This window comes from Parasphingorhabdus sp. (genome assembly GCF_041748495.1).
In the GTDB taxonomy this organism is placed as follows: Bacteria; Pseudomonadota; Alphaproteobacteria; order Sphingomonadales; family Sphingomonadaceae; genus Parasphingorhabdus.
The window spans coordinates 1-12,641 of sequence record NZ_JBGTDD010000061.1; the positions used below are offsets into that span (position 1 = coordinate 1).

Annotated in this window: 9 protein-coding genes; 6 read left to right on the forward strand and 3 right to left on the reverse strand. The window is 61.0% G+C overall.

Annotated elements, in window-relative coordinates; all coding sequences use genetic code 11:
* Positions 1-416 precede the first annotated feature (416 nt).
* The 4 genes from ACEW8J_RS05005 (at position 417) to ligA (ending at position 5,864) form a co-directional block, all read left to right on the forward strand.
* Entirely contained in the window at positions 417-1,202 is a 786-nt protein-coding gene (locus ACEW8J_RS05005) for an outer membrane protein assembly factor BamD (RefSeq protein WP_373490541.1), read from the forward strand.
* A gap of 51 nt (positions 1,203-1,253) precedes the next feature.
* Complete coding sequence (gene recN, locus ACEW8J_RS05010) at positions 1,254-2,918, forward strand: DNA repair protein RecN (RefSeq protein ID WP_373490542.1); 1,665 nt, start codon at positions 1,254-1,256, stop codon at positions 2,916-2,918.
* 244 nt (positions 2,919-3,162) lie between these two features.
* Positions 3,163-3,573 (forward strand): endonuclease domain-containing protein, encoded by a 411-nt coding sequence (locus ACEW8J_RS05015; protein WP_373490543.1) that lies wholly within the window; start codon positions 3,163-3,165, stop codon positions 3,571-3,573.
* Positions 3,574-3,623: 50 nt separating this feature from the next.
* Positions 3,624-5,864: an NAD-dependent DNA ligase LigA gene (gene ligA / locus ACEW8J_RS05020; RefSeq protein ID WP_373490571.1), complete on the forward strand. Its 2,241-nt coding sequence runs from the start codon at positions 3,624-3,626 to the stop codon at positions 5,862-5,864.
* Between the two features lie 298 nt (positions 5,865-6,162).
* Here ligA and ACEW8J_RS05025 read toward each other — a convergent pair whose 3' ends face one another.
* The gene (locus ACEW8J_RS05025) at positions 6,163-6,849 is read right to left on the reverse strand and encodes a TIGR02117 family protein (RefSeq protein ID WP_373490544.1); all 687 of its coding nucleotides are present in this window, start codon (positions 6,847-6,849) and stop codon (positions 6,163-6,165) included.
* A 28-nt stretch (positions 6,850-6,877) separates the two neighbouring features.
* Between ACEW8J_RS05025 and phhA the strand changes: the two genes are divergently transcribed.
* Positions 6,878-7,774 carry a phenylalanine 4-monooxygenase gene (gene phhA / locus ACEW8J_RS05030; protein WP_373490545.1) on the forward strand — a complete coding sequence of 299 codons (897 nt, stop codon included), beginning with the start codon at positions 6,878-6,880 and terminating at the stop codon, positions 7,772-7,774.
* A 133-nt stretch (positions 7,775-7,907) separates the two neighbouring features.
* On the opposite strand, the gene ACEW8J_RS05035 is transcribed toward phhA, so the two are convergent.
* Complete coding sequence (locus ACEW8J_RS05035) at positions 7,908-8,891, reverse strand: 50S ribosomal protein L11 methyltransferase (RefSeq protein WP_373490546.1); 984 nt, start codon at positions 8,889-8,891, stop codon at positions 7,908-7,910.
* A 12-nt stretch (positions 8,892-8,903) separates the two neighbouring features.
* Entirely contained in the window at positions 8,904-10,784 is a 1,881-nt protein-coding gene (locus tag ACEW8J_RS05040) for an ABC-F family ATP-binding cassette domain-containing protein (RefSeq protein ID WP_373490547.1), read from the reverse strand.
* 114 nt (positions 10,785-10,898) lie between these two features.
* Between ACEW8J_RS05040 and ACEW8J_RS05045 the strand changes: the two genes are divergently transcribed.
* Entirely contained in the window at positions 10,899-12,578 is a 1,680-nt protein-coding gene (locus ACEW8J_RS05045; protein WP_373490548.1) for a M20/M25/M40 family metallo-hydrolase, read from the forward strand.
* Positions 12,579-12,641 lie beyond the last annotated feature (63 nt).

Sequence of the window (12,641 nt, forward strand, 5' to 3'; positions counted from 1 at the left end):
GCGCCGTGACGGTGCTGGTGGCGGCGGTCGCGGACGCGACGGCGGCGGACGTGGCCGTGACGGCGGCGGACGTGGCCGGAACAACGACGGTCCAAAGGATGAAGGCGGCGGTGATATTCCATTGCCTGCTTCGATTACCGAAGACTAGATTTCTGCAAAATGAAAAACCAGGGGCCCGGAGCGATCCGGGCCCTTTTTTTTGACGGAGAGCCGACAGGTAATTGTGGATTCCGGTGATGACTCTGATTTTGCGGAAAATTGCCTGGCCAGGGTTCCGGCACGAAAAAAATTGTGCCCGCATCGCCAGATTAATGTCTGGTAAAGCTGCAACAGAACAGGGACGGTCTATCTGCTCCAGCGGCTTTTTTTGCTTTATTCTTGGCTGGACGAAAACAAGCGGTTAAGAGGTCTGCCATATGACAAAACACATTATCAAATGGGCCGCACTGGGTCTCTCCGCTACGATGCTTTCCGGTTGCGCGCTGCTGGGTGGCGGGAGCAGCGGCGGCGGCTCCGATACCAGATATGTCGCACGCGATGTCGACACGCTCTACAATGCCGCAAAAGAACGGCTGGATCGCGGGCAATACAAGATTGCAGCAGCTTTGTTCGACGAAGTCGAACGCCAGCATCCTTATTCTCCCTGGGCCCGCCGGGCGCAGCAGATGAGCGCGTTCAGCTATTATATGGCGAATGACTATAACAAGGCGATCGAATCGTCGCGCCGCTTCCTGTCGATCCATCCGGGCAACAAGGACGCGCCTTATGCCTATTATCTGATCGCGCTCTGCTATTATGAGCAGATGAGCGATGTGAGCCGCGACCAGAAGATTACCGAGCAGGCTCTCGCGGCTCTCGGCGAGGTTTCCCGGCGCTATCCTGATTCGCGCTATGCCGCCGATGCCAAGCTGAAAATGGATCTGGTCAACGACCATCTGGCTGGCAAGGAAATGGAAATCGGCCGTTTTTACCAGCGGCGCGGCAAGTGGCTCGCCGCCACCATCCGCTTCCGCACGGTGATCGAGAAATATCAGACAACCACGCACACACCGGAAGCGCTGATGCGGCTGACCGAATCCTATCTGGCGCTGGGTGTACCTGTCGAAGCGAAGAAGACGGCCGCCGTCCTAGGTGCCAATTATCCGGGCACGACATGGTATAAACGCGCTTATGATCTGGTCAACAAACATGGTGCGACCTGAGACTAGCTGCAATGCGTTGCAGCTAGGGTAAACGTGATTTAAGAGGGCTCTGTGCTGCAGTCCCTTTCCATCCGTGATATTGTACTGATCGAGGCGCTCGATCTCGAATTCGGGTCGGGCCTCACTGTGCTCACCGGAGAAACCGGCGCAGGCAAGTCGATTCTGCTCGACAGCCTCGGGCTGGCACTCGGCAACCGGGCGGACAGCGGCCTGGTTCGTCAGGGGACCGACAAGGCGCAGGTGACCGCCAGTTTCGCCACACCGGCCGCAGGCAGCAAGCTGGCCGTGACGCTGGCCGAAAATGATATCGAAATCGAACCCGGCGAGCCGCTGATCATCAAGCGATCGGTCAAGGCCGACGGCGGCAGCCGCGCCTTCATCAACGACCAGCCCTGTTCGGCCGCCTTGCTCCGCACCGTTGGCGGACAACTGATCGAGATCCACGGCCAGCATGATGATCGCGGCCTGATCAACCCGCGCGGGCACAGAGCCTTGCTTGATGCCTTTGCCGGTGTCGAAGGCCGCACGCTCAGCGACGCCTTTGACGCCTGGCAGGCCTCGAAAACCGCGCTGGAACAGGCAAAACAGGATCAGGAAGCGGCGGAGAATGACCGCGAATATCTCGAACATAGCGTGGCCGAACTGGCCAAATTTGCGCCGCAGCCGGGCGAGGAACAGGAACTGGCGCTCGACCGGGCGACGATGATGAAGGGCGAGAAGCTGACCGGCGATCTGGAGCTGATTCGCTCGGCGTTCGATGGATCCGAAGGCGGGCTGGCGTCACTGCGTGCAGCGGCGCGGCGGCTCGACCGGATCGCCGAGGACCATCCGCTGCTCAAGGAGGCGCTGGAAGCGCTCGACCGGTCGATCATCGATGCCAGCGAGGCCGAGGACAAGCTCAATGACGCCGCTGCTGCGCTGAGCTTCGACCCGCAGCGGCTCGACGATATGGAGACCCGGCTGTTTGATCTCCGCGGTCTGGCGCGCAAGCATCGGGTGGAACCGGACCAGTTGTCGGAACTGCTCGGCGAACTGCAGGCCAAGCTGGCGGCGATCAGCGATGGAGGCAGGACGCTGGAAGAATTGGAAGCATTGTTGAACCGCTCGAAAGCCGCTTACAAGGCCGCGGCGGAAAAGCTGCGGGCGCAGCGGAGCAAGGCGGCGAAGGCGCTCGACAAGGCGGTCGCGGCGGAGCTGGCACCGCTGAAACTGGACGCAGCCAGATTTGAGACTTTGCTGGAAGAACTGTCCGAAGAACATTGGAATAAAAGCGGAATGGACCGGATCGAATTTCTGATCTCGACCAACCCGGGGGCGCCGCTCGCCCCCTTGGGCAAAATTGCGTCCGGGGGCGAACTTTCGCGGTTCATTCTGGCCCTGAAAGTGGCTTTGGCGGAAGAATATGGTCTGAAATCGATCATTTTTGACGAAGTTGACCGCGGCGTCGGTGGCGCCGTCGCCTCGGCGATCGGTGACCGCCTATCGCGGCTATCAAAGGGTGCGCAATTGCTGGTCGTCACCCACAGCCCGCAGGTCGCCTCCAAGGGTGACGCGCATATGCTGATCAACAAGTCGCTCAGCGGCACCGTCTCGCGCACCGATGTTTCGGCGCTGGATGATGACGGGCGACGACAGGAAATTGCGCGGATGCTGTCGGGGGCGGATGTCACCGATGAGGCGAGGGCGCAGGCGGATCGGTTGCTGGAGGGGGTTTGATGGTAATTGCCAAGGAGGCATTTCCTGAGCTTTTAGTCGCCTCTTATCCAGTACCCGCCCTTGAACTAACGCGCAATCTTAAGCCCCTCCTCTTCAGAGGAGGGGTTGGGGTGGTGGCGATGCGAAAGCATCGCTCGCGCAGCGAAGGGGTTGCGGCGGGATGCAGGGGCTACGCGATGGAGGGATGCCTTTCAGACGAGAGAAACCACCCCAACCCCTCCTTTAAAAAGGAGGGGCTAAGAGGGTGACCGACCGCGCTACCCTTCTCGCCCGTGCGCGGGAAATGCGGCGCAATCCTACCGAGCCAGAAAAGCGTTTGTGGCGGCATCTGTCGGCTTCGCAACTGAAGGACCATAAATTCCGGCGTCAGGCCGTGATCGAATATTATATCGCCGACTTTTTCTGTCCGTTGAAAAAGCTGATTGTGGAAGTGGATGGGGATACCCATGATGTCGACGCGGATTTCAAGCGGGATGACCGGTTGCGGGGAAAGGGATATCGGACGGTGCGTTTTACCAATTTGGATGTGATGGGAAATATGGAGGGGGTTTTGTTGGTTTTGGTGGATGCGTTGGAGGGAACGCCGGATCGGTGGAAAGGGCGTCAGGCCTCCACCACCCCAACCCCTCCTCTGAAGAGGAGGGGCTTTTTGTGAGCGCAACTCCTGTTGAAAACATCTCCGAAGCCGAAGCCGCTAACGAACTGATGCGCCTCGCGCGGACGATCGCCAAGCATAACAGGCTCTATCACGCTGAAGACACACCGGAAATTTCCGATGCGGATTATGACGCGCTGGTGCGGCGGAATGATGAGCTGGAGGCGGCGTTTCCGCATCTGGTGCGGGACAATAGCCCGAACAGGCTGGTCGGGGCGGCGGTGGCGGCTTCGCCCTTGTCCAAGGTTGCGCATGCACAAAGGATGATGAGCCTCGATAACGGTTTTGCGGACGAGGATATCGCCGAATGGCTGGCGCGGGTGCGGCGGTTTCTGAATCTGGCGGAGGATGCGCCGGTTGCGGTGACGGCGGAGGACAAGATTGACGGGCTGTCCTGCTCGCTGCGCTACGAGAAAGGCGAGCTGGTACTGGCGGCGACGCGCGGGGACGGGCAGGTGGGTGAGGATGTGACCGCCAATGTGCGGATGATATCGGATATTCCGGAGCGGCTTGCCGTTAGTGCTGAGCTTGTCGAAGCACGGTTATCGGACGAGAAGCGCCCTTCGACAGGCTCAGGGCTAACCGATTCCCCTCCCATCCCCGACCTGTTTGAAATCCGCGGCGAGGTCTATATGGCCAAGGCGGATTTTGCCGGACTGAACGAACGGCTTATGGACGAGGGCAGGGCGGACGCCGCTGCCAAGGGGGTCGAATTCGATCCCGAGAAAATCCGCCAGTTTGCCAATCCGCGCAATGCCGCCGCGGGATCTTTGCGCCAGAAGGATGCGGGCATCACCGCCAAACGGCCGCTGAAATTCTGGGCGCATGGCTGGGGTGTGCACAGCGGGTTGCCGGGGGATACAGCGCTGGAGGTGATGAGCGCTCTTGCCAGCTGGGGTGTGCCGGTTTCGCCGCTGGTCCAGCGGTTCGAGACGCTGGAAGCAATGCTCGGCCATTATCGCCATATCGAAGCGGAGCGGGCGGATATGGATTATGATATCGACGGGGTGGTCTACAAGGTTGACCGGCTCGACTGGCAGCAGCGGCTTGGCTTTGTCGCCAAGGCGCCGCGCTGGGCGATCGCGCATAAATTTCCGGCCGAACAGGCGCAGACGACGCTGGAGACTATCGATATCCAGGTCGGGCGGACCGGCAAGCTGACCCCGGTGGGACGGCTGAAGCCGGTGACGGTCGGCGGCGTGGTGGTGTCCAATGTCACGCTGCACAACCGCGATGAAATCGCCCGGCTTGGCGTGCGTCCCGGTGACCGGGTGGTGATCCAGCGCGCCGGGGACGTGATTCCGCAGGTGGTCGAGAATCTGACCCGTGACGAGGCTCGCGATCCCTATCATTTCCCCGACCATTGCCCGAAATGCGGCAGCGAAGCAGTGGCCGAGGAAGGCGAGGTCGATGTGCGCTGCACCGGCGGCCTGATCTGTCCGGCGCAGCGCTTCCAGCGCCTGGCCCATTTTGTCTCGCGCGGCGCGCTGGATTTTGATGGTCTGGGCGAGAAGAGCATCGCCGAATTTATCGAGGCCGGTTTTATCGAAAGTCCGGCGGATATTTTCCGCCTGCACCAGCATCGGGCGGCGATATTGGCCCGCGAAGGCTGGCAGGAAAAGTCTGTGGATAATCTGTTGGCGGCTGTGGAAAAGAAGCGGCAGCCGGATGCGGCAAGGCTGCTGTTCGGGCTGGGTATACGGCATATCGGGACGGTTACGGCGCGGGACTTGCTGAAGAATTTTGTGACGTTGCCGAGGATTCAGGAGATTGCGGATCTGGCCATAGAATCGCAAGAATATCGTTCGTCTCGAGCGCAGTCGAGAGACGGGGACGGGGAGAAACGTGTCTCGACTTCGCTCGACACGAACGGTGAGGGTGTCGTGAATCCTGAAGGCGATGCGGCGTGGGCGGAGATCATCTCGATTGATGGCGTTGGTCCGACGGTGGCGCAGGCGCTCGCGGATTTCTTTCACGAGCCGCATAATCGGACGGTCTGGGATGACCTGCTCAGCGAGGTGTCACCACCGGATTATATCGTCGAAACCCGCGACAGCGCGGTGGTCGGCAAGACCATAGTCTTCACCGGCAAGCTGGAGACGATGAGTCGCGACGAAGCCAAGGCGCAGGCCGAGGCGCTGGGGGCCAAGGCTTCGGGCTCGGTGAGCGCGAAAACCGATCTGGTGGTGGCCGGGCCGGGCGCGGGTTCGAAGGCGAAGAAGGCGGCGGAACTGGGGATCGAGGTGATTGACGAGGCGGCCTGGGCGGAAATTGTGGCTGGGGCGGGATAGCGTTTGGCGGTTGTTGGTGACGATGTTGAATCCCGAATATAAATGCTCCCCGCTTGCTGGGAGGCTCTGTTTCTCCTCAAACCGCGCCTTTCCGAGGAGAGAAACCACCCCAACCCCTCCTTTGAAAAGGAGGGGCTAAGAGCTAGCGTTCGTTCTGAGCTTGTCGAAGGGCCCATATCGTGCGGGCAGCGTCATCGGGGGGACCCTTCTCCCTCACGGGAGAAGAAGTAATCAGGTGCAGGACCTTGGACACGTCATCCTGAAACAAGTTCAGGATGACGAACTGGCCCCTTCGCCCTCACTCCCCTTCTTCCGGAAACCAGCGCATCACGCCGCCCTGGAACGGGGTCCACAGGCCGGTGCGGATGCCGGCCTGCTGCAAGACGTCACTGGTCCAGTTGTTGCAGGTGTAGAAGGCGTTATAGTGGCCGTGTGACCGGTAGAACAGGTCGGCGTCGCCATAGCCCGGTGATGGTTGCGAGCGGTACTGGCGGTCGAGAGAGAATTTTTCCTCGATTGCCGCCGCGATTTTCCGATATTCGGCGGCGCTGACCCTCAGGCTGCGGCGATAATGGGGATAAGCCTGTGGATATTGCAGGTGGTCAATGTGGATAAGCACGTTGCTGCTGCCGAATATCGCGCTGAAGGCGTCGCTGGCGCGCAGGTCGCTCCACTCGCGGGTGTTGCGGTAGACGCCCTCATGGCCCCAACCGACCAGGATATGGCTGCCGTAGCGCGACGGGTCCTGCAGATGTTCGGGCCGGACCAGCGGCGTCCAGTCGTGGATATCGTTCCAGATCGGCATGACGATGCCGCTGTGCAGGCCGTTGGTTTCGATGAACAGTTCGATGCCATGCTCGGGACGCTGCCAGTCGCGGTTGACCGGCAGCAGGCTGCCCGCGAGCGCGGCGACAAGATAGAGGGCGATGACCGCAGCTAGCGCCAAAGCGCCGCGTTTTACCCATTTGGCCGTTAAAGTTGCCATTGAAACCTTTTTTGCTCTATCATGGGGCATGTCTGAAACGCCCAATTCCGAAACCCATGTCTATGACAAGCCGCCAGCGCACGCAAATGCCGACTGGACGATCGACCAGGACTGGCAGGGCTATTCCGCCGAAGATCATGAAACCTGGGACATATTGTTCGCCCGCCAGCAGAAAATGCTGCCCGGTCGCGCCGCCCAGGCGTTTCTCGACGGTATCGATATCCTGAAACTGTCGCGGCCCGGCATCCCCGATTTTGACGAGCTCAACCGGATATTGATGGATGCCACGGGCTGGCAGGTGGTGGCGGTACCCGGTCTGGTGCCGGATGATGTGTTCTTTGACCATCTCGCCAACCGGCGCTTCGTCTCCGGGAATTTCATCCGCCGCCGCGACCAGCTCGACTATCTCAAGGAACCGGATATTTTCCACGATGTCTTCGGCCATGTGCCGATGCTGGCCGACCAACGCTTCGGCGATTATATGGCGGCATACGGGCGCGGCGGCTTGCGGGCGCTGGAATATGGCACACTGAAGCAACTGGCCCGGCTCTACTGGTATACGGTGGAATTCGGCCTGATCCAGGAGGCGGAAGGCCTGCGCATCTATGGCGCGGGGATTGTCTCGAGCTATGGCGAGAGCGTCTTTGCGCTCGATGATCCCAGCCCCAACCGCATCCTGTTCGATCTCGAACGGGTGCTGCGCACCGAGTACCGGATCGACGACTATCAGCAGAATTATTTCGTCATCCCCAGTCTGGATGAACTGCTGCGGGTGACGGTGGAGACCGATTTCAAGCCGGTCTATGACCGGATCACCGGCCTGCCTGATATCCGGATTGCCGAGATTGTCGAGGGCGATGAGGTGCTGACCGAAGGGACGCAGGACTATGCGCGGTCAAAAGCGGGTGAGGCTACGGTCGTTTGATGGGGTGTGGACCTGCGAAGGCAGGGTATCCATCTCCCGCAATGGCGTTTTGACGGAATGGTCCTAGATGGACCGCTCGGCTTTAGAAAGCTTCCCCGAAGCTTTCGTCGCCTGCGCCCTACGCAGGGGCACTCTAGCATTCCCCGAAATAATCCGATGCCAGCGGCGATTTTTTCCGGTGCGGCTTGCGGGTCCAGCCATATTTTTTTGCCTTGACCAGAGTCAGGCACGGCCATTCATTGGCGAGCCGGGCATGTTTGAGGCGAAAGCCTTCGCGGACATAGGCGCGAACGACTTCGGCTTGCTGGCGGCTCAGCAAGCCGGCGAGCAGCAAGACCGTGCCGGGCGCGGAGGCTGCCGCGATTTGCGGCGACAGCGCGACCAGCGGACCGGCCAGGATATTGGCGATGATCAGATCGAACGGTGCGCGTTGCCTTAGCGCCGGATGATCGAGTCCGTTGCTCCGGACCAGACGGATCTGGCTGCGGCCATTGCCGAGTTTGATGGCATTTTGCCCGGCATTGGCTTCGGTCACGGCGACCGCCACCGGATCAATGTCGCTGGCGATGATCTTCGCATCGCGCCACAGATGATGGGCGGCAAAGGCGAGCAGGCCGGAGCCGGTGCCGACGTCGGCGATATGGCGGAAGCGGTGACCGGAACGCCGCAGCTGGTCGAGGCTTTGCAGGCAACCCATGGTGGTTTCGTGATGGCCGGTGCCGAAGGCCTGGCCGGCGTCGATGCAGATATTGGTCAGGCCGGGATTGTCGGAGGGATGGCCGCTCGCGGTATGGACGTGAAAGCGTCCGGCCCGCAGCGGTTCGAGGCCTTGCTGGCTCATCGTCACCCAATCCTCGTCCGCGAGCCGTTCGATCATGGGCGCGGCCGATGCCGCTTGCGCCGAGGGCGACAGCAGCAGGAGATTGGCGATCAGGTCCGGGTCCGGTTCCGCATCGCAATAGACGTCAATCATCCATTCGTCGGGACGTTTGGCGTCGGTCTCGCTGGCGACGATGGTCGGCGAGGAATCGGCGGAACTGACGAACAGATAGTCCGCCGCCAGTATCCGCGCCTCGGCCCGGGTGCAGGGAATCGAGACCTTCCAGGTTTCGCTCATCGCTGGCGCCGGTCAGGCATCGGCATTTTCCTGTTCGAGCCGGTCGGTGGCTTCCATCCATTGCGCTTCCGCCTTGTCGAGCCGGTCCTGCGTTTCGGCCCGCAATTTCATCAGGTCCGACATCGCCAGATCGGCATGTTTCGGATCCGCCGAAGCGGGATCGAACATGGCGCGGTCGATTGCCGAGATGTCCGCGCCCAGGCTTTGCATCTGTTTGTCGGCGGTGGTGACGGTCTTGCGCAATTCGGCCTGCTGCTTGCGCCGCTCTGCTGCCGCGCGCCGTTCTTCCTTGCGGTTGCCGCCGCTGGCCTTGCCGTCCGATGATCCGGGCTGGTTCTTGCCGAGAACGAAGTCGGTATAGTCCTTGAGCGTCCCGGAAAATTCCTCCGCCTTGCCGCCATCGACCATGACCAGCCGGTCGGCGGTCAATTCCAGCATATGGCGATCGTGGCTGACCAGGATGACGGCGCCGCTATATTCGTTGAGCGCGTGGACCAGCGCTTCGCGGGCATCGACGTCGAGATGGTTGGTCGGCTCGTCGAGGATCAGCAGATGCGGGGCATCGCGGGTGATCATCGCCAGCGCCAGCCGCGCCCGTTCGCCGCCGGACAATTTGCCGACCTTGATCGTCGCCTTGTCACCGGAAAATCCGAAACGGCCGAGCTGGGCGCGTACCGCGCCGGGTTTGGCATCCTTCATCAGCCGGGTCATATGTTCCAGCGGCGTGTCTGCCGTGTCCAGTTCCTCGACCTGATATTGGGTGAAATAGCCGACGGTCAGCTTGCCCGACTTGTTGATCGCACCCTTTTTCGGTTCGAGCTGGCTGGCGAGCAGCCGGGCAAGCGTGGTCTTGCCGTTGCCGTTGCGGCCGAGCAGCGCGGTCCGGTCGTCGGGATCTAGGCGCATGTTGAGGCCGGAGAGGATGATATTGTCGCCATAACCGACCGCCGCATCGTCCAGCGTGATCAGCGGTGGTTTCAGTTCCGCCGGGCTGGGGAAGTGAAAACTCAGCGAGGGATCGTCGATCGCCGCGGCAATCGGCTCCATCCGGGCGAGCGCCTTGACCCGGCTCTGCGCCTGTTTCGCGCTATGCGCCTTGGCGCCCCAGCGAGAGACGAAGGATTGCAGCTTCTCGCGCTGGGCGATCTGCTTTTCGCGCGAGGACGCGAGCTGTGCCTGGCGCTCGGCCCGCTGTTTCTCGAACGCGTCATAGCCGCCGGGATAGAGGGTGGTGGTGCCGTGCTGCAGATGCAGAATATGGTCGACGACATTGTTGAGCAGGTCACGTTCGTGGCTGATCACCAATATTGTCGCCTGATAGCTGGTCAGGAAATTCTCCAGCCACAGGGTTGCCTCGAGATCGAGGTGGTTCGAGGGCTCGTCGAGCAGCAGCACTTCCGGCTGCGAGAAGAGCAGGGCCGCCAATGCGACGCGCATACGCCAGCCGCCGGAGAAACTATCCATCGGCTGCTGCTGGGCGGTTTCGTCGAAACCCAGGCCGATCAGGATCTTGGCCGCCCGCGCCGGGGCGCTGTGCGCCTCGATCATGTTCAGCCGTTCGTGGATTTCGCCAATCCGGTGCGGGTCGGCGGCGGTTTCCGCCTCTGCCAGCAGCGATGCCCGCTCGACGTCAGCAGCGAGCACGGTGTCCAGCGGGCTGTCCTGTCCGGCCGGTGCTTCCTGGGCGATATAGCCGAGCCGGGCGTCCTTCGGCATGTCGACGCTGCCGTCATCGGGTTCCAGCATGCCGGCGATCACCTTCATCAGGGTCGACTTGCCCGCGCCATTGCGGCCGATCATGCCGACACGGGCGCCGGGGGGCAGGGCTGCGCTTGCGCCATCGAGGATCACGGTGCCGCCGAGGCGCACGGTTATATTGTTGAAATTAAGCATGGGCAGCCGTTAGCCGAGCCTTCGTCTTTGTGCAAAAGATAGCGTAAAAAACTTCACGTGCAAATCCGGGGTGATGGGCTAGTATCGGCCCCATAGAGCATTGACAGGAGTTTTATGTTGTTTTCAGGTCGCCCCCTCAGCTTGTTGTCCGCCACCGCCTTGCTGTTTACATCACCGGTTCATGCGCAATCCGCCGATCAGGCGACCGAGATCAGCGCCGGGGAAATCACCCGGACAGTCAGAACCATGACTCTCGACCAGTTCGAAGGGCGCGCACCGGGGACGGCGGGTGAAGACCGGACCATCGGCTATCTGATCGGACGATTCGAGGCGCTGGGTCTGGAACCCGGCGGTGTCGACGGTAGCTGGACGCAGCCGGTTCCGCTGCTGCACACGGTTCTCGGCAAGCCGGACAGGCTGTCGATTTCCGCCAAGGGCGAAACAACAGCGCTCGAAGCAGGCAAGGACATCTATGTATCGACCCTGCAGCCCAGGGACAGGGCGGTGGTCGAGGATGCGGACATGATTTTCGTCGGCTATGGCGTGACCGCGCCGGAGCGCGAATGGGACGATTACAAGGATGTCGATCTGACCAGCAAGGTTGCGGTCTTTCTGGTCAATGATCCGGATTTTGCCGCTGCCGCCGATGAGGCGGTGGCCGGTATATTTGGCGGCAGGGCGATGACCTATTATGGACGCTGGACCTACAAGTTCGAGGAAGCCTCGCGGCGCGGCGCGGTCGCGGCGCTGATCATCCATGAAACCGAAGCCGCAGGCTATGGCTGGAGTGTGGTGGAAAGTCCTCAGGGCGAAAATTACGGCATTGCGCGGTCCGATGGCGAAATGACCAGCCTGGCCCTGCAGGGCTGGATCAGCGGTGGCACCGCTCAGAAACTGTTCGACGATGCCGGGCTCGACCTGGCAAAACTGCGGGTCGCGGCGAGGAAAAACGATTTCAGGCCGGTACCGATCGGCGCAAGATTTGATGCGGCTTATCCGGTGAAACAGGAAGTGGTGCAAAGCCAGAATGTGTTCGGCAAGATCACCGGAAAATCGCGGCCCGACGAAACGATCATCTATGGCGCGCACTGGGACGCCTATGGCGAGGGGCCGCCCGATGACGAGGGCAGAATCTATCGCGCCGGTGCCAATGACGATGCGCTCGGTATCGCCGGAATCATGGAGATCGCGCGCAAATTCAAATCCATGCCGCAACCGGATCGGACGATCGTGATCGCTGCCTGGAGCGCGGAAGAGCGTGGTCTGCTCGGTTCCGAAGTCTACGCCCAAAATCCGATATATCCGGTAGAGAAGTCCGTCGCCAATCTGGCGATCGATGTGCTGCAAACCGCCGGCAAGGCGAAAGATGTGATATTGGTCGGAAAGGGGCAGGGAACGCTGGAAGATGATCTTGCCCGATTTGCCAAGTTGCAAGGCCGGGTGGTGACCGAGGAAAATCTGCCCGAACGCGGGCTGTTTTTTCGCGCCGATCATTTTTCTCTCGCCAAGCGTGGCGTGCCGGTGCTGCTGATGATGAGCCTCGCTGGTGCATCTGATCTGGTCGAGGGCGGCAGGAAAGCCGGTCAGAAATGGATCGATGATTATACCGGCAATTGCTATCACGCAGCCTGTGATGCCTGGTCACCGGACTGGAATCTGGATGGCGCGCTGCAGGACATCAATGTGATGTTCGATATCGGCAACAGCCTTGCCTATTCCGATCGCTGGCCGGAGTGGAAATCGGGTTCCGAATTCAAGGAACGACGCGATGCCAGCGCCGCAACGCGGCAGTAAGAGTGCTAGGATCGAGGCTTTTGCATGTCACCGAAATCCGACGTCGGGTTTCGGCTTAAGGGA

Coding starts and splice junctions, on each gene's coding strand:
- ACEW8J_RS05005 (WP_373490541.1), top strand. CDS start 417: ATGACAAAACACATTATCAAATGGGCCGCACTGGGTCTCTCCGCTACG.
- ligA (WP_373490571.1), top strand. CDS start 3,624: ATGCGCCTCGCGCGGACGATCGCCAAGCATAACAGGCTCTATCACGCT.
- ACEW8J_RS05025 (WP_373490544.1), bottom strand. CDS start 6,849: ATGGCAACTTTAACGGCCAAATGGGTAAAACGCGGCGCTTTGGCGCTA.
- phhA (WP_373490545.1), top strand. CDS start 6,878: ATGTCTGAAACGCCCAATTCCGAAACCCATGTCTATGACAAGCCGCCA.
- ACEW8J_RS05035 (WP_373490546.1), bottom strand. CDS start 8,891: ATGAGCGAAACCTGGAAGGTCTCGATTCCCTGCACCCGGGCCGAGGCG.
- ACEW8J_RS05040 (WP_373490547.1), bottom strand. CDS start 10,784: ATGCTTAATTTCAACAATATAACCGTGCGCCTCGGCGGCACCGTGATC.
- ACEW8J_RS05045 (WP_373490548.1), top strand. CDS start 10,899: ATGTTGTTTTCAGGTCGCCCCCTCAGCTTGTTGTCCGCCACCGCCTTG.